Consider the following 25,833-nt stretch of genomic DNA (forward strand, 5'->3'; position numbering starts at 1 on the left):
TCCTAGAGCAAGAATAAATGAAATAAAAATAAGGCCAGTTGCTATGACGGCTCTTTTGTCTGCAACGGTTTATCAAGCGGCACATTATACAGGCGTAATGCCTCTTTCATGACATTATGAAAGACTGGCGCGGCCGTTAGACCAGCATAATGCAGACCGCGCGGATCCTCTAGCAAGATAACACCGACTAGCCGCGGATTAGATACCGGTGCCATACCAGCAAAAACGTTACGATACTGATCACTATAATACCCACCATCAGGGTTGATACGGCGCGAAGTACCCGTCTTGCCTGCCACTCGATAACCATCAATGTCAGCCGCTTTTGCCGTACCACCCGGCTGCGTGACACTCTCTAACATCTGTACAATCGCCATCGCTTGCTCATGCTCCATCACCCGTTTACTAGGTAATGGTTTGTCAGTCTTTGTTAGCGTTAACGGATGCATCACCCCGCCAGCGGCTAAGGCTGCGTAAGCTTGTGCTACTTGTGCTAGCGTCGCCTCCATGCCGTAGCCATAACTGACTGTCGCACGGCGAGCGGTTTCTTTTTCTTCTGGCGTCGTGACTTGGCCGCTAGCTTCAGCTGGAAACTGTAGCGGCGTTTTGCTACCAAAGCCGAACTGGCGCTGCATGTTGGTGATGGCATCAGCAGGCAAGGATAGCGCTATCTTGGTTGAGGCGACGTTACTTGATTTTTGTAATAAAGTGGCAAGGTTAATAGTACCCAAATTATTGTGATCACGAATGGTGTAGCCGCGCACACGAATAGAGCCAGGATTGGTATCAATGAGCGAGTTGGCGGTGTATTTTCCTGAGTCGAGTGCTGCAGCAACGGTAAAGGGCTTCATGACCGAGCCTGGCTCAAAAGTATCGAGTAGCGCCCGGTTACGCTGATTTTCACCGGTCATCTCATTAAGATTATTGGAATTAAATGAAGGCCAAGTCGACAAAGCCAGCACCTCGCCGGTTTGTACATCAACGACCATCCCCGTTGACCAGCGCGCTTGCTGCAAACGTCCAGCTTTCTCTAACTCTTTATAAAGCAAATACTGCAAACGCGAATCAATCGTCAGCGCTACATCTTTACCCGGAACTTCTGGTTTTAGCTGCTTAATCTCTTTTAGACTGTTTTGTTTGGCATCTTTTAATACCAAGACTTTACCGTCCTCACCTGCCAATACTTGCTCGTATTGACGCTCAATACCAGCACGGCCTTCATAGCCGCCTTCAGGGTCATTAGCGTTTTGACCCATAAAGCCTAATAGCTGTGAGTTGGGCTGCGGCTGCGGATAGTAGCGCTGAAAGAAATTTTTCTCATAAACGCCTGGGAAATCAAGCGAGCTAACGCTTTGGGCAATCTCAGGCGTCACTTTATTAAGTAGCGGTAGATAATGCGAGCCAGGTCCTGAAGGCAGCGCGGCTTTGACTGCTTCTTCATCAGTAAAATCAATATCTTTATCGATCGCTGTGGCTTTTTCAAGCTCAGTGACCGGGATGTTGGCCGCGGCCGCTAGCACCGTTAGATCCATATTATCTAAGCGCTTTTGCATCCGCGCGCGTAGCACCGGCTGACTGGGGTTTTCAACAATGACTCTATTGAGCTCGTAATACTCCTGCGCATAATCATGCGGACTAAACGACACTGTCGCTAGTGGAGCGCTCACTGCCAATGGCAAATTGTTGCGATCAGTAATCATACCGCGATAAGACTTTTGTGTGCGCTCGCTGGTGATCAGCTCATTGCCTTTATCTTGATAAAACTGCGCATTAGCCACTTGTAAATAATAAGCACGGCCTATGAGTAGACCCAAAACCGTCAAAGCAATCGCCCAAACAAAGCGAAAGCGGTTTTTGTCGTACTCAAAGCTACCACGTGCAGAAGCACCCGAGGCTTTGCTCATGATAGATCTTTTGCTTTTGCGGTTTTTTACACTGGTATAAGCGCCTTGGGAATCGTCTTTTTTACGACGAGAAAACCGTTTTTTATCAGCGCTGCTTTCATTAGTTTTTGGCGCAGCTTTGGCTTTGCTAGTAGGACGCAGAGGCTTTATAACTTTACCGCTAGCTGGTTTTTTATTGGTAGGCTTTTTGGCGCTCATAGTCCCTCCTCCGCAGTATTGGCCGCTGTAGAGGCAGGATTATCAGGACTTAAATCCGTATTATCGCTATCGGTATCACTATTATCAGTGTCGGCAGTAGCGATGGTATCGCCCGCTATCACTGGCGCTCCAGGCTGAATAATGAGCTTATCTTTGAGGGTTGGCGAATACATACCCAGCTCGGCGACCGCTCGACTCGCTATTTGCGGAGTTGCGCTGAAGGTTTGTTGTTCGATAAGCAAACGCTGATGCTCTACTTGCAGCTTGCGTTGTTGTTTTTTCATATCTTGCAAGGTTTTGTAGTCCTGATGATATTGCTGAACCGTTTCAGCGGTCTTGATACCGCTCCAAACAATACCAGCCGCCAATAACAATAGCGCCACTACATAGATATTTACAGCACTAAAACGCTGCGCAAACATCTCACCTACATCGTTATGATTAGAGCTTGCGGCGCGGTCAGATTTAGGTTTGCGAGATATTGCCATGACGATCTCAAAAAGGTGAACTTAAAAGTAGATAAAAAGTAGCAGAAAATGATTAGTAACCTGCAATAGCTTAGGTAACCCTAAATAGCAAATAGCTCGCTAGTTTAACGGTTGTTACTTACCGCTTTTTAACAGCTACGTAGCTGTTGAAGCTTTATCATACTCAATATCAGTACGAGTCGCGGCTCGTAGCCAAGCACTTCGCGACCGTGGATTTTGAGCAATCTCAGCTTTGCTTGGGCCAATACGTTTGGGCTTACTAAAATAACGTGGACGCTGCGGCGGCATCGGTAGGTTTTCATCTTCCAGATACTGCCCCTTACTATGGCGCTGCAAAAACTGCTTGATACGCCGATCCTCAAGCGAATGAAAGCTGATTACCGATAATTGAGCGCCCGCCTTTAAAACCGCAAGGCTTTGCTGCAAAAAGCTATCAACGTCGCCAAGCTCATTATTAATAAAAATACGCATCGCTTGAAAGCTTTGAGTAGCTGGATGCTTGCCGCGTTGCCAGTTAGGGTGCGCCGCTTTTATCACCTCAGCCAGCTCAAGAGTCGACTCATAGCTATCCATCTGCTTGATAGCACGGGCGATACGGCGACTGTGCCGCTCCTCACCAAACTCAAACAATACATCCGCCAAAGTCTCATCATCGACTTGCTCAAGCCACTGTGCCACTGATTGTCCACGGCTAGTGTCCATACGCATATCGACAGCGCCATCACGCATAAAACTAAAGCCGCGACTGCCATCATCGATCTGCGGAGAGGAGATACCTAGATCGGCCATCAGCCCATCGACTTGTTCAATATCAAGCTTAGCCAAGTGGTCACTCAAAGTAGCGAAGCTATCATGCACTACCGTTACACGGCTATCCTCACTCGCTAATTGGTTAGCGACTGCAATTGCAGTGGGATCTTTATCAAAAACGATTAAGCGCGCATTATCGGCCAAATGCGAGAGTAGCAATCGGCTATGCCCGCCGCGGCCAAAAGTGGCATCGACGTAGACACCGCTTGCTTGTAAGCTATCTTTGCTAGCATCGATAGGTAAGGACTTGACGCCTAGCACAGCGGCGACCGCTTCGTTCAATAACACCGCTTCATGGTTAAAGCTCAACTCATCGGCAACCGCAGTAGACTCAGTATCTAGTTTGGCGTCTAAATTAGAATCAGGCTTTGAATTTAATAGTGACACAAATAACTCAGTAAATGACGACCCTAATGGCCAGTAATAATAAAAATAAAAATCAGATAAAAATAAACAAGTTACCCTCAGCTAGCGTTATTATCGCAAGGATACACGGCTAGTCAAGCACCAACTGGGCTTTTAGCTAAAAATATCTTAGCTGTCTGTTATACTAGCGCTATATTTTACGCTATTTTTTATACTTATTTATATCCTTGTTTGTTCAATTATCAATCAAAACCGGTTACACCAAAACTTCTTAACTAAACACTTTATCTGAGGCTCCTATGACGCAACCCACATCATCTATCAAAACTACCGCTACTGCTCGCCCGGTACGCACTCGTATTGCCCCTTCGCCTACGGGTTTTCCGCATGTCGGCACCGCTTATATTGCATTATTTAATCTAGCTTTTGCCAAAGCTAACGGTGGCGAATTTATCTTACGCATCGAAGATACTGATCAAGTGCGCTCCACGGAACAATCTGAGCAAATGATTTTGGACGCGCTACGCTGGGTAGGACTTGATTGGGCGGAAGGCCCTGACGTTGGCGGTCCTCATGCTCCTTATCGTCAAAGCGAGCGCGCTGATATCTACAAAGAGCACGCCCAGCAATTACTTGATAATGATCATGCTTTTCGCTGTTTTTGTACTGCCGAGGAGCTAGATATCATGCGCAGCGAGCAAATGGCGCGTGGCGAGACCCCTCGTTATGACGGCCGCTATGCTGATCTGCCTCGCGAAGAGTCGGATAAAATGGCAGCTGATGGCAAGCCTTTTGTTATCCGGATGCGCGTACCAAAAGAGGGCGTTTGTAAGGTTGAGGACATGCTACGCGGTACCGTTGAGATTCCGTGGGAGCAAGTCGATATGCAAGTCTTGCTAAAAACCGACGGCCTACCGACTTATCATCTAGCCAACGTGGTCGATGATCACTTAATGCAAATCAGCCATGTGATGCGCGGTGAAGAATGGCTCAATTCAGCGCCTAAGCACCAATTACTATATGAATACTTCGGTTGGGAGATGCCAATCCTGTGCCATATGCCGCTGCTGCGCAACCCTGATAAATCAAAACTCTCCAAGCGTAAAAACCCAACCTCGATCACTTATTATCGTGATGCTGGCGTATTGCCTGAGGCGCTACTCAACTATTTGGGCCGTATGGGCTACTCGATGCCTAATGATGCCGAAAAGTTCACTCTTGATGAGATGATCGCAAGTTTTGATATTCAGCGCGTCTCTTTGGGCGGTCCGATCTTCGATATCGAAAAGCTTAATTGGCTAAATAGTGAATGGCTACGGGCGCTAACACCTGAGCAGCTAAAAAATAAAATCCTTGACTGGGCCAATAATAGTGACAAATTAACCGCTATGGCAGCAGCTATCCAGCCGCGCATTGAGCTGTTATCAGACGCGGTGAATTGGGGCGGTTTTTATTTCCAGAACTTACCTCAGATCAGCGCCGAAGATTTTAATCACAAGACGCTCTCTGCTGAGCAAATTATGGAGATATTGCAGTTAACCGCTTGGCAGCTAGAAGCACTGCCTGAATGGAAAGAAGAAGATATCTATAAAGTAGTTAAAGGGATGTCAGCGGCGCTTGATATTAAGATGCGCGACTTTATTGCGCCGTTCTTTATTGCTATCGCTGGTAGCACCTCCTCTACTCCAGTAATGAACTCGATGTGGATCATCGGCGCCGATATGACTTTGAACCGCTTACGTCACGCTATCGAGGTACTTGGCGGCCTCGGTAAGAAAAAACTGAAAAAGCTTGAGAAAACCGCAGCGGACTTGCCGGATCTTTTGGCTACTGATAGCGAGTAATTCACTTAAAATTATTTTCTTGCGTAGAGTGTGCGAGGCGCACCCTACGCTAGTTTTTCAACATATTTGCTATTTTTCAAAAATAGCTATTGACAACCCCTCTACTATTCCCTAAAATACGCTCACTCTTAACGAGGGGCTATAGCTCAGTTGGTAGAGCACTTGCATGGCATGCAAGGGGTCAACGGTTCGACTCCGTTTAGCTCCACCATCTATTTATCATAAGATTTTATCTTTATATAAATATCGTTATTAGGACAGTATCAGCACCTAGGCAAGGCTAGTTATTATAACTAAGCACTCTGATATTGTGAGGTACCGTTATAACCTTTTGGTTGTGACACTCTATGCGTCCCCATCGTCTAGAGGCCTAGGACACCGCCCTTTCACGGCGGTAACGGGGGTTCGAATCCCCCTGGGGACGCCACTATTCGGCGTCACTTATTAGCCCTTTTGCTTAGTATGATATAAGCCACTAGATTAGACTAATAAGCGCACCTTTAAATCCCAGTCATCATCATGGTGACTGGGATTTTTTTGTCTACAAGTTTTTATGATAGCTCTGCTGCTATTTTTATAATTCTCCTAATCGTTATAAACCTTTAAATGAAAAGCAGGGCTAAATTATAAGTTAATCACTTTAACTTAATGTCTACACGAACTTACATCTAAGTCATCCTTTTACGTAGCTTAACATCCTTATACACGATAGCTCTCTTTTTAAACTTAACAGCATTATTAATGTAGCGCTTAATTCCCTATGCTGACTTTATGTTTATTGACGTTTACTATGAGCTTGATAGCTAGTAGTAAACTCTTTAGTTAATTATTAGGTGGTGTATCAAAAAGTATGCTGGGGTAATAAAGGAAGGGTGACAGCCGAAGCAAGATGATATATTTGAGGTTATGAAGACACAAATACAGATCAATTGCCCTGACTGTCACAGTCTTAGTCTAAAGAAAAATGGCATAAAAAGCTATGGCAAGCAGAACTACCAATGTAAGGACTGCAAACGTCAGTTTATTGGCGATCATGCAGTAACCTATAACGGCTGTCACTCTAGAATAGAAGATCTCATACGACTGATGACTGTCCGAGGTTGTGGTGTTAGAGACATAGCCGTTATAACCAAGGTTAGCATCGGAAAAGTGCTTAGCACCATAGGCTCATCCATTTACAAGATTGTACCTAAGAAGCACTATTATGAACGCTTAGAGGTTGATGAGTTCTGGACTTACGTGTATCGCAAGAAGCGTAAAGTCTGGCTCATCTACGCTTATGACCGTGCTACTAATGAGATTGTCGCTTATGTCTGGGGCAAACGTGACCTAAAAACGGCTAAGAAGTTAAGAACACGTTTAAAGCAGCTTACAGTCAGCTATGGCTCTATCAGTATGGACAACTGGGACAGTTTTATAACCGCCTTTAAAAGTGATAACAAACGAATTGGCAAACAGCATACGATAGGGATTGAAGGCAATAACTGCCGTCTTAGACACCGATTGCGTCGGGCGGTTAGAAAGACTTGTTGCTTCTCAAAAAAGCTTGATAATCACTTTAAAGTATTCGATCTGGTGTTCTTTTATGTCAATTATGGCTACGTCTGATGCCAGCATACTTTTTAGAACACCACCAATTATTAAAGCCTCTCATCTATTGAGATGACATAAAATCTAGAACAAAAAATAAGGAATAGCTATGTTACCTACTACTTACTCTCCTCAGCGTCGTCCTTCTTGGCGCGGAGTGCTAGCTGGCCTTGTCATGGGGCTGATAGTCGTCATGGCAATGGTAGCTCTAGCCTTGGTGTTAAGCTCATTTTTACCCTTTGACTTAAAAGGCACTAGTATTGCTGGCGGTATTTATGCCGCTGTTACTGCTTTAGTTAGTGCCTTTGTCGCAGGCTACTACGCTATCAAGTTTTCGGCACCAGAGGCTATCTTTGGTGATGGAACAGAGGTGGATCAAAAAGATGCTACTTTGACAGGTATGTTGACAGCAGCTCTGATTGTGTTGTTTACTACCTTTTTTGCTATGAGCGGCGCTACTAGTATTTTGGCAACCGCTGGTAATGTCGTTGGTGGTACGGTTAGTACGGTAGCTAAGACTGCAGGCGGCGTTGCAGCAGCAGGTACCTCAGCGGTAGGGACAGCAGCCGTTGCCGTTCCTGATAGCTCTATTGAACAGCTACAACAAAGAGCGCAGCAAGCCTATCAAACGGTTTCTGGTAATATTAGTAAAGAAGATCTTAATAATTTAGTTGCCAAAAACACTCAAAACCTAAACGAGCAACAAATCGCAGCCACTACTAACGTGGTAGAACAGATGATTAATGAGACTCGCGGTGATGTGCAAGATATGGATTTCACTAGTGTCGATACTTGGCGTAACATTGATGACTATGCCAAACAGCGCATGGCATCTATTGAACAAACGCTACAAAGTGATGAGCTAATTACTCGCCTGCAAGCTCAAGGGTTAACTGAAGCTCAAGCGTTAGAAGTACGTAATGAAGTGACTCAGTCATTTAGTGAGTATAAAACAAAAACTGAGCAGTACATCGCTCAAGCTCAGCAGACTGTCGATCAAAATCTACAACAAGCTGAAGATGTTGCTCGTAAAGCAGCGTTATACAGTGGTCTATTTTGGTTAATCAGTGCCTTGCTAACGTTTGTGGCTGCCGTTGCCGGTGCAAAAAGTGCGGCGACCAGTCATCGTTTAGACAAGCCCATTGTCACTTGGGGTGATAACGTTCGTTAATTATTCGTTAATTACTCATTAATTAATAGCGTCTTAAGTTAAAAACTAAAAAGCTCAATCCCAGCAAAATAGGATTGAGCTTTTTTTATGAGCGTCTTTTACATTTATAATGGGTCTGATGATTACAGTGGAATGATTATTTTAAGATTTGACTAAGCCTTTAAGTGATAAATTTAAAGACAGATAAGTGCCGATTAATATCACTATTGAGCCAACAATAGCAAAGATGTCTAAAGCTTCATCAAGCAATATATAACCAAATAATATCGCAAAGATTGGAATCACTAAGGTAATGCTCGTCGCTCGCATCGGTCCGATATTTTTGATCAAACGATTCATAAAAATAAGGGCAATCGCAGTAGAGAATACACCAATACAAATAACGGATAGCCAAGCCTTTATACTGATGGTTTTACCATAGGGAAACTCATAAATACCGATAGGAAGCATCACAAGACTAGCGATGATAATAGAGCCTGCTGTAATCGGAATGGGTGAGAGATTTTGTAAATAATTTTTGGTAAGATTAGCGCCGACAGCGTAACCGACGCAGCCCAATAATGCATACCCTAGCGGCCACAGACCTGCTGACTCTGAAGCTTGGGTACCAAACAGGTTCTCACTCATCAAGATAACCACACCGATAACGCCAATAATAAGCCCTACTATTTGTTTTTTTGCCAGCTTATCCTTAAAAAAAGTACTAGCAATAAAACCGCTCATCATTGGTACAGAAGCATTGAGCACCGCTAAAACCCCAGCGTTTACCGATTGAGCGGAAAAGGAAAATAGCACAAAGGGAATCGCGGTTGAGAATAGACCGACTATGGCTAACAGCTTCCAATTTTGCCTAATACCCAAGCGATTATTAGGACTTAGCAGCACAAAAACTAGCATCGTAGCCCCAGCAAATAATACGCGCAAGCTAGCAAAGGCAATAGAACCAAATTCAGGAACGCCCACTCGATAAAAAATAAACGATAACGACCACATAAAGGATAAACTAATAAAAATAATAAGGTCGCGTCTACTCATAGTTGGCTCAATTTAGCAGTGATTTGGCAAGCGGATAAGACAGAATATTTTATCGTAATAAAAAGAAGCCGATGATAACGTTTTAGCGGCTCAAAGAATGCTATTTTTATGTATAAATAGTCAGCCCAAAAAGAGAGTATAAGCTATGTTTGGTATTGAGAATTATTGGGGATTTATTTTAACCGGTATTTTATTGAATATAACGCCAGGCTCGGACACTATGTATATCATTACCCGTAGCGTCTCGCAAGGCAATAAGGCTGGGCTATACTCGGTGCTAGGTATCGTCTCAGGTATTTTAGTGCATACTGTGTTAGCAGCGCTAGGATTATCGATTATTTTAGCCAAGTCGCCTTTAGCCTTTACTATCGTTAAGTATCTTGGCGCTGGTTACTTGTGCTATTTGGGCTTGAAAATGCTGACCAGTAAAAAAGATTCTGTAATCACTGATGATTTAACCGATAACCAAAAGCTGATTCCAGCTAACACTTTAGCTTATAAGAAAATATTTAAGCAAGGTGTGCTAACCAATACACTTAATCCAAAAGTCGCGCTATTTTTTATCGCTTTTTTTCCGCAGTTTATCGATGCAAGCTACGCACATAGCACGCTGTCTTTTTTAATTTTGGGACTGAGCTTTGCCCTAACGGCCTTAGTTTGGTGCTTGTGTCTAGCGCTACTAGCGGCAAGATTTAGCAAAAAGCTGCGCGAGAATCCAGCGATTGAATCTATGTTAAACAAGATAAGCGGCGTGGTATTTATTGGCTTAGGAATTAAGCTTTTGTCTGAGAAAAACTAAAGTGAGTAAATTAAACAGATTTAGCATCTATTGAATTGTTTCAGCGCTTAAAGAGAATACAAATGTAACCCACCGTTATTTATATTGATAGTTACTAATTTGGTAGGTTACGCGTTAGTTAAGTCGTCCTAAGTATACTCAGCGCTGCTTAAGGCTTGCTAATCTTACTGGGGTTTATCTTTGGCGACCAAGGCAAGCCTGCATTTTGCCAACCGTTTATTAAGCGAAAACCTTGGTTCTCCCCTTCTTTGATGGTATCCCCTTGAAAACCATGATCGACATATTTCACATTGGTAAACCCTTGGCTTAATAGATAATCAGCGCTAGGCTTGCCACGCGCCGAACCTGAACGGCACATCGTTACTATCAGTGCATCTTTATCTAAGCCTTTATCTTGCAAAGCTTTTTCGACATCGCGAGCGAAGTTTGGATTATCAGGCATCGAGAAAATCGCTTTATCTTCATTAAAATTAGTCCGATCGACTTGCTTGAATGGGATATTGATATCGACAGCATCAGTAAAGCCGATAAACATAATCTCCACAGGATCTCTGACATCGATAAATAAAATATCATCAGGGTTTTGTTGTACCATACTCCAAACCGCTTGCGGCGTCATAGATAACGCATCTTTTGCTAAAGCATGGGTGCTCAAACCGAACAACATCAGCAATGATAATACAATAGCTCTCATCTAATTCTCCATAAATTGATATTTAAAATAATATTATATTTGTTTATATAATTATATCTTACTGCTCTTAGAGTAATAGTGCAATAGATGAATAGGAGGGTTGTAAAGTAGCGTTGTTGTTGTCATTAAACTTTGCACCTAGATCCCCTCCTTGAGCCAAAGCTAACATTGAAAGTGTTATCATCTTATGTTTTGTAAATGATTTTGAAAGATAAGAATGGTAAGGCTATGAGTTTTATAAAGCTGTTTTCGGGTGTTCTCGGTATGGTTGTACTGATAAGCTGTATTTACCTTATCAATGCTAGTACCGTCACGGTTGACTCTGTGGCCTGTGACGCCGCTAATAACAATGATATTGTTTTATACGGTGCTGTCTGGTGTCCTTATTGTGAGCAGACTAGAGAGCTGCTCGCCTCGCACAATGTTGACTACTGTGAGTATGATATCGAGCGCTCGGCTGAGGATTTTCGACAATATGAGAGCCTCGGCGGTGGCGGCGTGCCTTTGCTAATGTTTAATGATGAATTGATTCGCGGCTACAATAAACCTGCTATTGAGTGGCAGGTGCAGAGTCAGTAGAGCCTCCATTACGAACCAGCAACCACAAAAAAGCCCACTCATTGCGAATGGGCTTTTCTTATTCTAAACACAATCGACCATTAAGCCGCGTCTTTGCTCTCGCTTGCGAGCTGACGCAAGACATAGTGCAACACGCCGCCATGACGAACGTATTCACGCTCTTTTGGCGTCTGCAAGCCAACGTTGACCTCAAAGTTCTCCTCTGAACCATCAGCGCGAGTGGCAGTGACTTGAGCGGTTTTGCTCTCGCCATTATTAAGACCGCTAATGCTGATGACCTCTGAGCCATCAAGCTTATAAGTCTCGGCGTTTTCGCCGTCTTTAAAGGTCAGTGGCAGTACGCCCATGCCCACTAAGTTGGAACGGTGAATACGCTCGAACGAGGTGGTCAATACCGCTTTGACCCCAAGCAAGATAGTCCCTTTCGCGGCCCAGTCACGGCTAGAGCCTGAGCCATATTCTGCCCCGCCGATCACTACGAGCGGACGCTTATCTTCTTTGTACTTCATCGCCGCGTCATACATCGCCATCTCAACGCCTTCGGCAAGTGTCGCTTTATCGCCTTTGAAGTAGTAAGTATAGCCGCCCTCTTTACCATCCATCATTTTGTTTTTGATACGGATATTGGCAAAAGTACCGCGAGTCATAACTGCATCATTACCACGGCGTGAGCCATAGCTGTTAAAATCAGCCTCCATTACGCCGCGCTCTTGCAAGTATTTACCGGCAGGAGAGCCTGCATCAATATTACCCGCTGGCGAGATGTGATCGGTGGTAATTGAATCACCAAACAGACCTAAGATGCGCGCGCCTTCGATATCGGGGATACCTTCAGGCTCCATAGTCATGCCATCAAAGAACGGTGGGTTCTTGATGTACGTTGAGCCTTCATCCCAAGGATATAACTGGCTATCGGCTGAGGTGATTGCGTTCCAAGCTTTGCCGCCGTCGAATACTTCGCCGTAGTTTTTACGGAACATCTCAGCATCGATATTATTAGCGATCAGCTCGTTGATCTCATCCGAGGTAGGCCAAATATCTTTTAGGAATACATCGTTACCGTCTTGATCTTGGCCTAGCGGCTGCGTGGTTAAGTCAATATCAACCGTACCTGCTAGCGCGTAAGCGACCACGAGCGGCGGTGAAGCGAGATAGCTTGCCTTAACATGTGAGTGAATACGGCCCTCAAAATTACGGTTACCGGAGAGTACCGCTGCGGCAACTAAATCATTCTCCTCGATGCCTTCTTCGATAGCCTCAAGTAGCGGACCTGAGTTACCGATACAAGTGGTACAGCCATAACCGACTAGATAAAAGCCCGTCTTCTCAAGCTCGTCCATCAGGTTGGTTTTTTCTAAATAATCGGTAACCACTTTTGAGCCTGGTGCTAATGAAGTCTTAACCCAAGGCTTGGCTTTTAAGCCTTTAGCCGCCGCTTTTTTGGCGACCAGTCCTGCACCAATCATTACCGCCGGGTTTGAGGTATTAGTACAAGAGGTAATCGCAGCGATAACCACTGAGCCATCACGCAGTTTGTGCTTTTTGTCATTGATGTTGACATCAGAGAAGACATTAGGCTTGGCATAAAGTCGATCGGCTTGCTCTTGCTCACCGCCTTCTTGATCGAAGCGAACTTTACCTTCGATTTCTGATTTACGGTCTTTGGTCATTTTCTCTAAAGTCTCGCCAAACTTCTCATGCATATCTGATAGATTGATACGCTGCTGCGGCAGATTAGGACCCGCTAGAGCAGGCTGTACAGAGGCAAGATCTAGCTCAAGTCTGCTTGAATAGGTCGCAGCTGGCGTGTCAGCATCGTGCCATAGTCCTTGCGCCTTGGCATACTCTTCAACCAGTTTAATCTGACTCTCTTCGCGGCCTGATAGACGCAAATAATCAATCGCCATCTGATCAATCGGGAAGATACCACAAGTAGCGCCATACTCTGGCGACATATTAGCGATAGTGGCACGATCCGCGAGCGGCATGCTATGCAACCCTTCACCAAAGAATTCAACAAACTTACCAACCACGCCATGCGCTCTTAACATCTCAACCACGCGTAGCACTAAATCGGTCGCGGTAACGCCTTCAGTGAGCTTACCTTTGAGCTCAAAGCCAACCACTTGCGGAATTAGCATGGAGGAGGGTTGACCGAGCATCGCCGCTTCCGCTTCGATACCGCCCACGCCCCAACCAAGTACGCCGATACCATTAATCATGGTGGTATGGCTGTCGGTACCAAACACCGTATCAGGATATGCGGTCAGCTCACCATCGACATCAGCCGCCATTACCACACGCGCTAGATACTCAAGGTTGACCTGATGCACGATACCAGTGGCTGGTGGTACCACGACGAAGTTTTCAAAGGCATTTTTGCCCCAATGCAAAAACTCATAACGCTCATTGTTGCGTTTAAACTCAATTTTTTCGTTTAGATCAAGCGAGTCTTCACGGCCATAGGCATCCACTTGTACTGAGTGATCCACCACTAGCTCACTAGGGATAAACGGGTTAATCTGCTCAGCCTTACCGCCAAGCTCAACCACGGCATCACGCATAGCCGCTAAATCAACTACTGAGGGCACACCAGTGAAATCCTGCAATACCACACGCGCTGGCATAAAGGCGATCTCTTTTGAGGCTTCAGCATGCGCATCCCAATTGGCAACCGCTTCGATATGGTTTTTGCCAACAGACTGACCATCGTCCTCATTACGTAATAGGTTCTCTAACACCACTTTCATACAGTAAGGTAGTTTATTAATGTTGTCGTAAGTCTGTGCAAGTTTTGGCAAACTATAATAGGCATGCTCCTTGCCATCGACGCTAAGGGTATCTTTTACATTAAAAATATCACTCATGGGTAGCTTCCTTATCTACTAAGTAGAATGTTATGGATTTATAATTATAACGGGTGGCTAATGATTCGCTTACCATCAAAAATTAGTAGTAGTTTTATGCTATAGAATTTATTTACCAATTAGTAAGTAACAAAATCTATAAGTGAAACTCTAATCATTAACAGTAACGTTCTTTTACCATAACAAATAAGCGCACGTTTGTTAACGACTGGGCGTAGGCAAATGGTGGCATAATCGTAACCGAACTAACTATAAAAGACCGCTTAGCGCTTCAATAAACACCTTTAGCGCGTCCGTTGCCGATGGCGACCGCTACGAAAGACAAACTTATCCTCATAAAACTCAGGATTAATATTTTCAGGCCAAAAATGCGGTACGCCTAGGATAGGAAGTGGGGCTAATTTTCGCGGCGTGACGTTTTGCTCAGACAGTAGCTTATCCATATATTCAGCTAACTTATCATCGAGATAATTGATACGCTCAGCGGTTGATAAAGCAAAAAAATCCTGACTAACAGTGATAACCACGCTATGCGCGCATAAAGGTTTACGCGGCTCAATTAATTGCTCAAGGAGCGCATGACCAAAGATATAAACGGCGGCTTTTGCATTCTCATTAGGCAGCTTTGGATTATCCCAACTCTCTCGCGGTTTGACTAAACTATTTTGCCAATCAAAATCTATCAAAGCCTCGCCGATACTAGGCTCTGATGTCACTAATAGCGCACCATTTTCATCAAAGACCGTGATGGTATCGCGCACGCGTCCGCGCTGAGATTTTGATTCTTTATCACTGTCGCTGTCAGCAGCAATCTCTAGCATATGATAATAATTGAGTAGCGCCTTGGTCTTGGGAAAGCTTAGCCAAATACTGCCATTAAATAAATCATGCAAATTATCACGAGTCGGAATTTGACCAGTCGTGCCGATAAATTGCTCGTAGCCCATGCCTTCTGGTAGCGCATTTTGTGAGACAAACTTTAAAGCTTGAGGGTTATTATCGGCGATGGGCTTAGTAGTTGGCAGCGAGCTGTTGTTAGCTTCGCTTTGTTGTTTTAAAGCCTGATTTAAGACTGCGGCGATAATATCTATTTGCCTAGCATCTTTTGCAAACTCACTATCGATATCAGAACTAGCGACTTGCTCATATCGTTCATCATCACTTAGTTGCTTTATAGTTGCGCTTAGATAATTTAATTGCTTTAAATGAGATAACCAAGGGGCTTGCCAATTGATCTGCGCAAAGCTGCCATCTAGCGAATTATCAGAGTGAGCATTAGAAAAATCGTTATTCATGGAATCATTAGTAGTCATAGTTAAAGTCGTCATCGTAAGTATCTTAAAGCCTATAGCAGATGAGCCTATGGTATCATAGAGCGCTTTTTTGCGACTAGCTGCGTAGGTTTATTCAGCAGAGATAAGCGCCTTTTTTCAAAACATTATAAGAGTAGCTATGGCAAATTTTAATACCCACTTAAATGGCGCTTTTGCAGTGAGTGGCATCATGGCGTTGACGGTTTATAAAGCGGGTTTAATCAATGACTCAGGTTTTTTGATGTGTATGGCGCTTGGAACGATAGGCGGCCTCTTGCCTGATTTGGACTCTGATAATTCCACCCCGATCAAACTTGGCTTTAATATCACTTCTTTTGTGTTTGCCTTTGGGCTGGTGATGCATTGGCGCAATGAGCTAAGTTTATTATCTTTGATCGCTTTATGGCTGGCCGGTTATGGCTTTATGCGCTATGTGGTGTTTAATATCTTTACTAGCATGACGGTACACCGCGGTATTATTCACTCGGTGCCTTATATGGCGGTATTGGGCTTAGCTACGGTGAGTTTGAGCTATTATGTGCTCGGTAATGCTTTGACAGCGAGTTGGTTCTTTGGGCTGTTTTTATTCGGCGGAGCGATGGTGCATTTAGCTCTAGATGAGCTGTATAGCGTCAATTTGATGGGCATGAAAATGAAACGCTCAGCAGGGACAGCGATGAAGTTTTATCAGCACAAGGATAAATGGTGGTATTTACTGCTCTATGGACTGATAGCGCTGCTTGTCTATTTTGCGCCGCCTGTTACAGAGTTTTGGCAGCAAGTATATGACCCTGCGCCGTGGGCTCAGTTAAAGGTGGGTATATTGCCAGACTTATTAGAAGATTATTTGCGTTAAAATGGTTAGATATCATTAATTGTCATCAGGATAAATTATGCAACTATGTCCTTGCCAAGTCTCAGCAAAACCTGCTTTTTTGGCTAGTCCAGTTTTAAACCAACCAGTAGTCTATAGCGACTGTTGCCAGCCTTATCATCAAGGTATAAGTAAAGCCGAAACTGCAGAGCGTCTGATGCGCACGCGTTATAGTGCCTTTGTACAGGTTTTGCCAGAATATATCGTCCACACTACCCTGCCCGCGCAGCAGGCTTTGCTTGATATCGAGGCAATTGAGCAATGGGCACGCGAGACGCCTTGGGCGGGATTAGAGATTGTAGAGCACACCCCAAAACTCGGTAAACGTCAGGCGCAGGTTGAGTTTAAAGCTTACTACACGGCTCCTAACGGAGCACAAGCCGCGCATCATGAGCGCTCTACTTTTGTGAAAGTGAAAGATAAGGCTAATAGTGACACTTGGTACTTTTTAGACCCAACAACGGCTATGAGTGTCAGTCAAAAACAGCCGTGTATTTGTGGCTCGGGTGAGAAGTTTAAGAGATGCTGTGGGGTTTATTTGGTCTAACCGTCTAAACACTCGCCCCAACCGATCTTGCAATCGCAATCCCTTCCTCAATGGTCAAAAACTTGCGCTGGCTCGGACTGTCTTTAAATAAGATCTCACCGTCTTTAAATATCAAGCACTCATTGACCGCGAGCTGTTGCCATTTCTCATTTTCTGTCAAAGGAACGGTGACTAGTATAGTGACTTTATCGGTATCGGTAGTGACATCACCAAAGTTAATCGCTAAATCATCATCAGCAAGCTTTGCCTCACCAAAGGGCGCTTGCCGGGTGAGATAAAATAATAAGCTACCGGCATAAGCCAGTTGCCAGCGCCCATTAGAGATTAGGCAATTAAATAGCCCATTCGCCGACAGATAGCGGCATTGGGTGGTCAAAAAGTTAAACAGCGTCTTATCATCAGGACGCGATTTAAAGCTACTTTTTAAGCGGTTTATTAAATAGCAAAACGCCATCTCAGAATCAGTAGAGCCGACGGGCTGACAATACTCAGCGTTACCGTTGTCTTGTAAACGGCGACAGCGCTCGATAAAGGCTTTATTCATCTGCCCGTTATGCGCAAACACCCACTGCTCGCCCCAAACCTCGCGCACGAAGGGATGAGTGTTAGCTAGACAGTTCTGCCCTTGAGTGGCTTTACGGATATGAGCGATAACATTCATCGCTTTGATCGGGTAATGATTGACCAAATCAGCCACAGGCGATAAGTGGCTCGGACGGTTATCATGAAACAGACGCAAGCCCGTAGAGTCATTTTGCAAGTCGCACTCACTACGCTCAAAAAAAGCAATGCCAAAGCCATCTTCGTGACTGTCGGTCATGCCGCCGCGCTTACGAAAACCTGCGAAACTAAAACCGATATCGGTTGGGGTATTACAGTTCATTCCTAAAAGCTGACACATTTATCGATTACCGCCTTGATTATCTGGATTGGCATTATTAGCTGTCGTATCTGGAACGATACCCAATTCTGCATCGCTCATAGTGCTAAGTAACGCCTCGCCATCGTTTTTAACACCACTTAAGATACGCTGGGCTTGCGCTAAGTCGCTTGTTTCTACCCACAATACTACGCCTGAATTCATGCCAGGAATAGCGCTTAGCGGTTGCAATGACACGGTGATACCGTTATTGCGCAGCAGATTGGCATGTAACTCGCCTTGCATATTGGTATCATAGCGCGCCAGTTTGTGCCAGTTGTCGACTTGCTCAGTCATAGGGTCATCCTTAGAGGGTGTAGCGTGAAGAGTTGGAGGGCTAAGTATTGAGTTTTTATCCAGCGCACGGCTAGTCCATGGCAGCTCATTAATTAAAGAGCTTTTGCCCCTTGCAACCAAGGTTTTGATAACTAGTAATGTCACTGTTTGTATGCCCTTATAGTGGTGATACATCATAGTGATTTGTAGTAGTGAGGCTAAAAATAGCAGCTGATAGCTTAGTGTATAGCTTTTACAGAGTAATAGGTTTTTTTAGACCAAAAACTCGATAGCTCATTTAATAAACCACAAACCCTGAGAACCAGTTAATGTGTCCTAATGGATATTCATCGATATGAAAGCCGTTAGGATAGTCTTTAAAGCCCGGCTGAGATTTTAATTGCGCAATCGCTGCTTGTGCTTGCTCTAGACTTACAAACACGCCGATGAGTTTAAAGTCTTCGATCTCGTTATCGCTATTATCGTCATCAAAACGCGTATGCTCTAACACAAAGACGCTATCTTGCGCTTTTTCGACTTGCGCCCAATGATAGGCGGCCAGGCGCTTCATAAGATCAGGGTTTTTGACCATAATATTGTCGCCGGTACGCCCCTCAGAACGATTGTAATAAATGACGTTTAGGCGCAGTAGCCAAAATATCACCGCCGCTTTGGCTAGCATCACTGACATTGCGCTTTTTTCATCACTAGTCAGCGCGCGTTTGGACTCATAACCTTGCAAAAAAGCGCTCATTTTTTGCCGATCAAACTCAACCGACTCGCCTTGCTCCGCATCGCCCCAAGTAGTACAAAAGTCATTAATAGTAATGGCGATATCCATCACGTAATGCTCAACGCTGACCTCAGTAAAGTCGAGTAAACCGGTTAATTTCTCATTGTCTTTAGTCAAATCCCACAAGGTATTATCAGCGAACATATCGAGATGGCATAAGCCTTTAGGTAACTTAGTCAAAGGCAAATCTGTATACGCGCGCCAAATATCACTCATCAATTTGGCCTCATCGCTTGGCATAAACTGCATTTCACGATCGCGCACATCGCTCCATGGATATAGCGGTACGCCATAATCCTGCGCCGGTTGCAACCCTTGTAAGGTCTCATGCAACATCGCGAGCGCCGCGCCAATCTCATGACACATCGCCGGCGTGGTTTGCTTAGGATGCTCGCCGCTCAAGCAAGGTACGATAGTAATGGCTTTATCTTCATAGCGGATGACATAGCGTTTCTGCTCTTTACTATCATCATCGTTTTCAACTAAAGCTAATGGGGCGGCGACAGGTAATCTGCCATCTAGTTGATTAAGAATAACCGCCATTTTTTCGATGTCCTCCGGTGGACGCTCTTCAAATAAAGTAAAGACGTAAGAGTAGTCACCCTCGCTATCTTCAGTGGTCTGAATAAACCAGTTCGAGTTTTTGATGCCTTGGGTAATAGGAATGGCGCGGATAAAGGACACGCCAAAACTTGAGCAAAAGGCGGCAAATTGATCATCGGTTAACTGGGTATAGACAGACATGACATCTCACTTGTGGCAATAGATAAAATAAAGAAATAAGGTAAATATAGTAGCTGGTTTGATAGTTATGGCGCTAATTATACGATGTCTGAGCAAACTTTGACGAAAAGCGTATAAATTTGACGAAAATCTGCCTGATACAGCGGTGATTTTGCTAGACTAGCGCCTTGAATGAATTGATTATAAGGTGAAAGACCCTATGTTAGCAAAGCGTATCATTCCCTGCTTAGATGTCGATAACGGCCGGGTGGTCAAGGGCGTGCAATTCGTCGATATCAAAGATGCTGGCGATCCTGTCGAAGTCGCCAAGCGCTATAATGAGCAAGGCGCAGATGAGATTACCTTTTTGGACATTACCGCCACTAGCGATGCGCGCGATACCACTTATCATACCGTTGAGCGTATGGCAGAAACAGTGTTTGTACCGCTAACGGTTGGCGGCGGTGTACGTAAAATCGCTGACATTCGTAATTTGCTCAATGCTGGCGCGGATAAAGTAGCGATTAACTCGGCCGCGGTTTTTACCCCAGAATTCGTCTTCGATGCCGCGCAGAAATTTGGTAATCAATGCATTGTAGTCGCTATCGATGCCAAGCGCGTTGCTGATGTAGAGGTCAATGGCATCCTTATGCCGCGCTGGGAGATTTTCACCCATGGCGGTCGTAAGCCAACGGGCATCGATGCGGTGGCTTGGGCGCGTAAAATGAGCGATCTTGGCGCAGGTGAGCTACTGGTGACCTCAATGGATGGTGATGGCACCAAAAAGGGCTATGATTTAGCGCTGATGCAGCAGATTACCAGCCAAGTCAATATTCCGGTGATCGCCTCAGGCGGTGTGGGTAATCTGCAGCATTTAGTCGATGGTGTGATAGAAGGTGGCGTCGATGCGGTACTCGCCGCTAGTATTTTTCACTTCGGCGAATATACGGTACAAGAAGCCAAAGAGTATATGGCCACGCGCGGCATTGAGATGCGCTTATAAAATACTGCTAAAGTAAAAATTCATCACGAAAAAATGCTATCATAGTCAACGACTTATTTTAGCTCGTTTTACTATAGTTGAGTCATTCTAAAACCGCTATAGTGCGGTTGGGATACTTTCCTAAATATAGGTTGCGCAGCCTCTGTCGGCGTAGACACAGCACGTAAGGAAAATTTGTACCAACTGCACGGTAATATTAGCGTATCGATTTTCTTCCAAACGGACTATATTTAATCAGCAACCAACAATTAATAAAATCAAAGGATAGCTCTATGTCAAATTTACAACAGCAGCGCAATGATATTACTCATATCGACGGCAACTTGCATCAAAATGAGGACGCGCGTATCGGTATCGTGGTCGGACGTTTTAATGCCTTTGTGGTGGAGTCTTTAGTCGATGGCGCTATCGATGCGCTACTGCGTCATGGCGTGTTAGGCAGCAATATTACTGTAGTTCGCGTACCGGGAGCCTATGAGCTACCTTTAGTGGCGCAGCGTGCCGCTGAGTCCGATCGTTTTGACGCTATTATCGCACTAGGCGCGGTTATTCGTGGTAGCACGCCGCATTTTGATTTTGTCGCTAGCGAATCCGCCAAAGGTTTGAGCGCGGTTGCCACCGATTATAATATCCCAGTTGCAAACGGCGTCTTGACCACTGACAGCATCGAGCAAGCGATTGAACGCGCTGGCACCAAAGCCGGTAATAAAGGCGCTGAGGCGGCGATGGTAGTGCTTGAGATGCTAGCGGTATTGTCACAGTTAGATATCGATGACGACTATGACGATAGTGATGACGCTTAATTCTAAATAAATTAAATGTCATTTTGTCAAATGATGAATAAAAGGCTTTAAAGGTAGCTAGCAGTAATTTTTAATCTTTAAATAGCGCTGTAATTGACTATTATGGCGCTCAAGCTTTACCACGGATTGGCAACTTGCCAATCGACTACTATTTAACAGCTTACTCGATGTTTTATTGATTGTTTAATTCCCTTATTTAAAAATTAGGTACTACCCTCTTATGACTGACCAACTCAAACGCGCCATTAATGATGCAAAAACGGCACAACACAATGCCAACCCTAATGAGCCATTAGGTAGCAGCGACGAGCAGCACTTCGATATGAGCGAGTCGACTTATAAGACTAGCCATACCGCCGTACGAAAAGCTCGCCGCTTTGCTATGCAAGGCCTCTATGAGTGGCTAGTGACGGATCGCCGTTTTGATACCACCGGCAAGCTTGGCTGGAAGGATAACGCTCCGCATGACATCGCTGCGCGTACCCGCGCCACTAATGCGATGCATACCGTACACATTGGCTACTATCATGAGATGATGCGCGATATCCCCGAGCAAATTGAAGCGCTCGATACCTTGATTGAGCAGCACCTTGATCGCACGGTTGACAAGCTCGATACCGTTGAGCACGCGATTCTACTGATTGGCGCTTATGAGCTACAAAACCGCCTTGAGATTCCTTATAAGGTAGTGCTCGATGAGGCGATGAAGCTCAATAATCACTTTGGTGCTACTGACGCGCACAAATTGATTAATGCGGTGCTCGATAGACTCGCCATTGAGCTACGTGCGCTTGAGGTTGATGCTGATACCAAAGCCAATAAACGCACCTCACAAAAGACCCCTAGCAAAAACCAAGCTACTGAAAAGCCAAATATCGCTGAAACAGCTAGTACTACTAATACTACCGATAAGCCAACCGCTTCTAACAAGCCGCGTATTAGTGCTAATAAGACTGGGGTCAAACGTAATAAACCCTCTGCAACCGCTACCAAACAAGCGACTAAAAAAGCGGCAGCTGAACAAGCGACTGTAGCTGAAAAGGTAGTAGAAAAGGCAGTTAAAGACACTGCTGAAACTAAAGACTAACTATGAACGAATTTGAGCTGATTGAGCGCATATTCTTAAAGCTACAAGCCGAGCAATCTAAGCTTAACGGCGCGGCGACAGGCATCGAAAAAGCCATCGGCGATGATGCCGCGGTGCTATCTTTGCCAGCGGGCGCGCGCTTGGTCAGTTGCATAGATACTTTGGTACAAGGTCGGCATTTTAGCGCCAATTGGCAGCAGGTTGGCGAGCTGGCCTTTCATATTGGTTATAAAGCGGTCGCGGTTAATGTCTCAGACATCGCCGCTATGGGCGCAGCGCCGCATAGTATTTTATTAGCGCTAGCCTTACCTGAGCGCCTAGCGAATGAGACATGGCTTAGCGACTTTGCCAAAGGTCTATTTCACGCCTGCCAGCTCTTTGGGGTAACACTAATTGGCGGCGATACTACGCGCAGTGATAGTTTAGTATTAAGCGTCAGCGCGCAAGGTTTTTTAGCGTCAGGTACAAAAGCCATCTATCGCTCAGGCGCGAAAGTCGGTGATAAGGTTTATGTCTCAGGCACGCTTGGTGATGCCGCTTATGCGTTAAAGTGTGCTGATAACACCACCGGACAACAGCTAGCGCACCGCTTGCATATGCCAACGCCGCGTATCGCCTTAGGAGCTGCGCTAGCCAAAATTGGCGCAACCTCGATGATAGATATATCAGATGGTCTGTATCAAGACTTAAGTCATATCTGCACACAGAGCGGTGTGAGTATGCGCCTTGATATAGATAAGCTACCGACTAGCGAGCCTTTAGCCGCTGTTGATGAAGCTGAGCGCTTGTTATGTCAATTGACAGGTGGCGATGATTACGAGCTAGCCTTTACTTTACCTGCTGATATCGAACCGCCTGCTACTACTTTAACTAATACGCAAGTGACTTGTATTGGTGAGGTTGTGGCTAATGACAAAGATACTAGCAACGGTAAGCCGCCACATTTATTTTATAATCATCAAGCACTCAGCGCCAAGCACCCCGCCCCTTTTACTAGTTTACCCAAGCTTACGGGTTACCAACATTTTATAGGTTAGCCCATGACTGATGACTCTCCCAACTCTCACCATCATAAACCTGACATTAGCAAAGCCAATGACTGCCCACCGCTGCCAGCAGGGGCAAGTTTGCTTGATAAAATCATTTATTGGTTGGCACTTGGTTTAGGTAGCGGTCTGCCAAAACGCGCACCGGGTACTTGGGGAACGCTTGGCGGCCTTATCGTCGCTATACCTTTATTGAGCTTAGGGTTTGTACCTTTTGCTATTATTACTATTGTTGCCTGTCTTGTCGGTAATAAAATTTGTGGTCATGCCTCAAATCTAATGGGCGTGCATGATGATCCGCATATCGTTTGGGATGAGTGGGCGGGTATATGGATTACCCTGCTACCCTTTTCTTATTTAGGCGTTAGCACCACAAGCTTTTGGCAAGACATTAGCCAGCCTATCGCTATTTTTGGGCTGATTATTGCTTTTGTTCTGTTTCGTTTTTTTGATATTATCAAGCCGCCGCCTATTGGTTGGGCAGATAAAAAGGTGGCTGGCGGGCTGGGTATTATGCTTGATGATATCATCGCAGGTATTATGGCCGCTATCGTCTGGCTTATTGTTATGGCAGGAATAATGCTATAGCCTCTCCTAACACGCCGCTTTATGTACATTCAAAGCCACAACGGCTGCAAAGCCTATGTGATTTTTGCTAAGCTTTAGGCTATAATCTAATAATATATTTTGTTACAACTATTGAGCGACTATGACTTCTTCCTTATCGGTAATTATCTTAGCGGCTGGCAAAGGCACACGTATGCAATCGGCTAAGCCAAAAGTGCTCCAAACCTTAGCTGGCAAACCTTTGCTCAGTCATGTATTAGACACGTGCCATCATCTGACGGTTGATGAGACCATTGTGGTTTATGGCTTTGGCGGCGAGCAAGTTAAGGAGGCGATGGGCGCTTATGACTTGACTTGGGTAGAGCAGACTGAGCAGTTAGGGACAGGTCACGCGGTCAAAGTGGCTTTAGATAAGCTGCCAAAAGAAGGCCAGAGTCTCATTCTTTATGGTGATGTGCCGCTAGTGAGCTCTCAGACGCTATCAGCATTACAAACGGCCAATAATGAGGGTCTATCGATGTTGACTCTCACCGTTGATAACCCGTTTGGGCTAGGCCGTATCAAGCGTAATAGCAACGGCGATATTGAAGCTATCGTTGAGCAAAAAGACGCTAGCGACGATGAGCAACAGATCACTGAGATCAATAGCGGTATCTATTGTGTCGATAACGCACTGCTACACAAATATCTGCCCAAGCTATCGAACGATAATGCGCAAAATGAGTATTATCTTACCGATATTGTCAAAATGGCGGTAGCCGATGGTATCTCTATTGCCGCTATCGAGCCTGAGCACGCCTTTGAGATCGAAGGGGTCAATAACCGTCAGCAGTTGGCAAGCCTAGAGCGCTCATGGCAAGGCAAGCTTGTACATGATCTGCAAGTGGCTGGCGTACAATTTGCTGATCCAAGCCGCGTCGATATTCGCGGTAGCCTTAGCGCAGGACAAGATGTGTTCGTCGATGTCAACGTGGTGTTTGAAGGCGACTGCGAGCTTGGTGACAATGTCTATATCGAAGCGGGCAACGTGATTAAAAACGCAAAAATCGGTAATGCTTGTCACATAAAGCCCAACTGTGTGATCGATCAAGCGCAAATTGGCGCGGGCGTCGATATTGGGCCGTTTGCCCATCTGCGTCCACAGACCGTATTATCGAACAATACCAAGATCGGTAATTTTGTCGAGATTAAAAAGTCTACCGTAGGTCAAGGCAGTAAAGTAAACCACTTAAGCTATATTGGCGATACTACTATCGGCACCGAGGTCAATGTCGGTGCTGGCACTATCACTTGTAATTATGATGGCGCCAACAAGTCGCAGACTATCATTGAGGATAACGCCTTTATCGGCTCTAATTCTAGTTTAGTGGCGCCGGTGACCATTGGTCATACTGCGACAGTAGCGGCTGGTTCCGTCATCACCAAAGACGTCGATGCTAATGCGCTAGCTTTAGGCCGCGGACGTCAAGTGCAAAAAGAGAATTTTCAACGCCCCATTAAAAAATAGCTATAAAGTCAGCTTTATAAATAAAAGCCT

23 protein-coding genes and 2 tRNA genes are annotated in these 25,833 nt (G+C 45.0%); 15 read left to right on the forward strand and 10 right to left on the reverse strand.

Annotation, left to right across the window (positions count from 1 at the left end; genetic code table 11):
- Positions 1 to 41 precede the first annotated feature (41 nt).
- The 3 genes from M0N77_RS10975 to rsmH all read right to left on the reverse strand — a co-directional run bounded on the left by M0N77_RS10975 (position 42) and on the right by rsmH (position 3,709).
- On the reverse strand, positions 42 to 2,102 hold the full coding sequence (locus M0N77_RS10975) for a penicillin-binding protein 2 (protein ID WP_353105220.1): 2,061 nt from the start codon (positions 2,100 to 2,102) through the stop codon (positions 42 to 44).
- Positions 2,099 to 2,590, reverse strand: a complete 492-nt coding sequence (locus M0N77_RS10980) for a cell division protein FtsL (RefSeq protein ID WP_353105221.1) — start codon at positions 2,588 to 2,590, stop codon at positions 2,099 to 2,101. The genes M0N77_RS10975 and M0N77_RS10980 overlap by 4 nt, the downstream gene beginning before the upstream one ends.
- 135 nt (positions 2,591 to 2,725) lie before the next feature.
- The gene (gene rsmH, locus M0N77_RS10985; RefSeq protein WP_353105631.1) at positions 2,726 to 3,709 is read right to left on the reverse strand and encodes a 16S rRNA (cytosine(1402)-N(4))-methyltransferase RsmH; all 984 of its coding nucleotides are present in this window, start codon (positions 3,707 to 3,709) and stop codon (positions 2,726 to 2,728) included.
- A gap of 356 nt (positions 3,710 to 4,065) precedes the next feature.
- Here rsmH and gltX point away from each other — a divergent pair, with 356 nt between their 5' ends.
- The 5 genes from gltX to M0N77_RS11010 all read left to right on the forward strand — a co-directional run bounded on the left by gltX (position 4,066) and on the right by M0N77_RS11010 (position 8,371).
- A complete protein-coding gene (gltX, locus tag M0N77_RS10990; protein ID WP_353105222.1) occupies positions 4,066 to 5,610 on the forward strand; it encodes a glutamate--tRNA ligase in 1,545 nt (514 codons plus the stop codon).
- A 135-nt stretch (positions 5,611 to 5,745) separates the two neighbouring features.
- Positions 5,746 to 5,821, forward strand: a tRNA-Ala gene (locus M0N77_RS10995).
- A gap of 140 nt (positions 5,822 to 5,961) precedes the next feature.
- Positions 5,962 to 6,037: transfer RNA gene (locus M0N77_RS11000), tRNA-Glu, on the forward strand.
- A gap of 479 nt (positions 6,038 to 6,516) precedes the next feature.
- Positions 6,517 to 7,218, forward strand: a complete 702-nt coding sequence (locus M0N77_RS11005; protein WP_353105223.1) for an IS1 family transposase — start codon at positions 6,517 to 6,519, stop codon at positions 7,216 to 7,218.
- Between the two features lie 91 nt (positions 7,219 to 7,309).
- Complete coding sequence (locus tag M0N77_RS11010; protein WP_353105224.1) at positions 7,310 to 8,371, forward strand: hypothetical protein; 1,062 nt, start codon at positions 7,310 to 7,312, stop codon at positions 8,369 to 8,371.
- A 141-nt stretch (positions 8,372 to 8,512) separates the two neighbouring features.
- Here the strand turns inward: M0N77_RS11010 and M0N77_RS11015 are convergent, their stop codons facing one another.
- On the reverse strand, positions 8,513 to 9,406 hold the full coding sequence (locus M0N77_RS11015) for a DMT family transporter (RefSeq protein ID WP_353105225.1): 894 nt from the start codon (positions 9,404 to 9,406) through the stop codon (positions 8,513 to 8,515).
- Between the two features lie 145 nt (positions 9,407 to 9,551).
- Between M0N77_RS11015 and M0N77_RS11020 the strand changes: the two genes are divergently transcribed.
- Positions 9,552 to 10,205: a LysE family translocator gene (locus tag M0N77_RS11020; protein WP_353105226.1), complete on the forward strand. Its 654-nt coding sequence runs from the start codon at positions 9,552 to 9,554 to the stop codon at positions 10,203 to 10,205.
- A 148-nt stretch (positions 10,206 to 10,353) separates the two neighbouring features.
- On the opposite strand, the gene M0N77_RS11025 is transcribed toward M0N77_RS11020, so the two are convergent.
- Positions 10,354 to 10,899 carry a rhodanese-like domain-containing protein gene (locus tag M0N77_RS11025; RefSeq protein WP_353105227.1) on the reverse strand — a complete coding sequence of 182 codons (546 nt, stop codon included), beginning with the start codon at positions 10,897 to 10,899 and terminating at the stop codon, positions 10,354 to 10,356.
- 228 nt (positions 10,900 to 11,127) lie between these two features.
- Between M0N77_RS11025 and M0N77_RS11030 the strand changes: the two genes are divergently transcribed.
- Entirely contained in the window at positions 11,128 to 11,478 is a 351-nt protein-coding gene (locus M0N77_RS11030) for a glutaredoxin family protein (RefSeq protein WP_353105228.1), read from the forward strand.
- Positions 11,479 to 11,558: 80 nt separating this feature from the next.
- Here the strand turns inward: M0N77_RS11030 and acnA are convergent, their stop codons facing one another.
- Together acnA and M0N77_RS11040 are read right to left on the reverse strand one after the other, a co-directional pair.
- The gene (acnA, locus tag M0N77_RS11035; protein WP_353105229.1) at positions 11,559 to 14,345 is read right to left on the reverse strand and encodes an aconitate hydratase AcnA; all 2,787 of its coding nucleotides are present in this window, start codon (positions 14,343 to 14,345) and stop codon (positions 11,559 to 11,561) included.
- A gap of 284 nt (positions 14,346 to 14,629) precedes the next feature.
- Entirely contained in the window at positions 14,630 to 15,673 is a 1,044-nt protein-coding gene (locus M0N77_RS11040; RefSeq protein WP_353105230.1) for a DUF3025 domain-containing protein, read from the reverse strand.
- A gap of 124 nt (positions 15,674 to 15,797) precedes the next feature.
- On the opposite strand from M0N77_RS11040, the gene M0N77_RS11045 reads away from it, so the two are divergent.
- Together M0N77_RS11045 and M0N77_RS11050 are read left to right on the forward strand one after the other, a co-directional pair.
- Positions 15,798 to 16,514: a metal-dependent hydrolase gene (locus M0N77_RS11045; RefSeq protein WP_353105231.1), complete on the forward strand. Its 717-nt coding sequence runs from the start codon at positions 15,798 to 15,800 to the stop codon at positions 16,512 to 16,514.
- A 37-nt stretch (positions 16,515 to 16,551) separates the two neighbouring features.
- Positions 16,552 to 17,079, forward strand: coding sequence for a YchJ family protein (locus M0N77_RS11050; protein WP_353105232.1), 528 nt, complete (start codon positions 16,552 to 16,554; stop codon positions 17,077 to 17,079).
- A 4-nt stretch (positions 17,080 to 17,083) separates the two neighbouring features.
- Here the strand turns inward: M0N77_RS11050 and M0N77_RS11055 are convergent, their stop codons facing one another.
- From M0N77_RS11055 to M0N77_RS11065, 3 genes are all read right to left on the reverse strand, one after another.
- Positions 17,084 to 17,980: a class II glutamine amidotransferase gene (locus tag M0N77_RS11055; RefSeq protein WP_353105233.1), complete on the reverse strand. Its 897-nt coding sequence runs from the start codon at positions 17,978 to 17,980 to the stop codon at positions 17,084 to 17,086.
- The gene (locus tag M0N77_RS11060; protein ID WP_353105234.1) at positions 17,981 to 18,295 is read right to left on the reverse strand and encodes a hypothetical protein; all 315 of its coding nucleotides are present in this window, start codon (positions 18,293 to 18,295) and stop codon (positions 17,981 to 17,983) included.
- Between the two features lie 277 nt (positions 18,296 to 18,572).
- Positions 18,573 to 19,811, reverse strand: a complete 1,239-nt coding sequence (locus M0N77_RS11065) for a homoserine kinase (RefSeq protein ID WP_353105235.1) — start codon at positions 19,809 to 19,811, stop codon at positions 18,573 to 18,575.
- Between the two features lie 199 nt (positions 19,812 to 20,010).
- Here M0N77_RS11065 and hisF point away from each other — a divergent pair, with 199 nt between their 5' ends.
- From hisF to glmU, 6 genes are all read left to right on the forward strand, one after another.
- On the forward strand, positions 20,011 to 20,793 hold the full coding sequence (gene hisF, locus M0N77_RS11070; protein WP_353105236.1) for an imidazole glycerol phosphate synthase subunit HisF: 783 nt from the start codon (positions 20,011 to 20,013) through the stop codon (positions 20,791 to 20,793).
- Between the two features lie 272 nt (positions 20,794 to 21,065).
- Complete coding sequence (ribE, locus tag M0N77_RS11075; RefSeq protein ID WP_353105237.1) at positions 21,066 to 21,596, forward strand: 6,7-dimethyl-8-ribityllumazine synthase; 531 nt, start codon at positions 21,066 to 21,068, stop codon at positions 21,594 to 21,596.
- Between the two features lie 220 nt (positions 21,597 to 21,816).
- Complete coding sequence (gene nusB, locus M0N77_RS11080; protein ID WP_353105238.1) at positions 21,817 to 22,683, forward strand: transcription antitermination factor NusB; 867 nt, start codon at positions 21,817 to 21,819, stop codon at positions 22,681 to 22,683.
- Positions 22,684 to 22,685: 2 nt separating this feature from the next.
- Positions 22,686 to 23,720 carry a thiamine-phosphate kinase gene (gene thiL, locus M0N77_RS11085; protein WP_353105239.1) on the forward strand — a complete coding sequence of 345 codons (1,035 nt, stop codon included), beginning with the start codon at positions 22,686 to 22,688 and terminating at the stop codon, positions 23,718 to 23,720.
- Between the two features lie 3 nt (positions 23,721 to 23,723).
- On the forward strand, positions 23,724 to 24,317 hold the full coding sequence (locus tag M0N77_RS11090) for a phosphatidylglycerophosphatase A (protein ID WP_353105240.1): 594 nt from the start codon (positions 23,724 to 23,726) through the stop codon (positions 24,315 to 24,317).
- Positions 24,318 to 24,438: 121 nt separating this feature from the next.
- Positions 24,439 to 25,803, forward strand: a complete 1,365-nt coding sequence (glmU, locus tag M0N77_RS11095) for a bifunctional UDP-N-acetylglucosamine diphosphorylase/glucosamine-1-phosphate N-acetyltransferase GlmU (protein WP_353105241.1) — start codon at positions 24,439 to 24,441, stop codon at positions 25,801 to 25,803.
- Positions 25,804 to 25,833: the final 30 nt, after the last annotated feature.

This window comes from Psychrobacter sp. AH5 (assembly GCF_040371085.1).
Lineage (GTDB): Bacteria > Pseudomonadota > Gammaproteobacteria > Pseudomonadales > Moraxellaceae > Psychrobacter.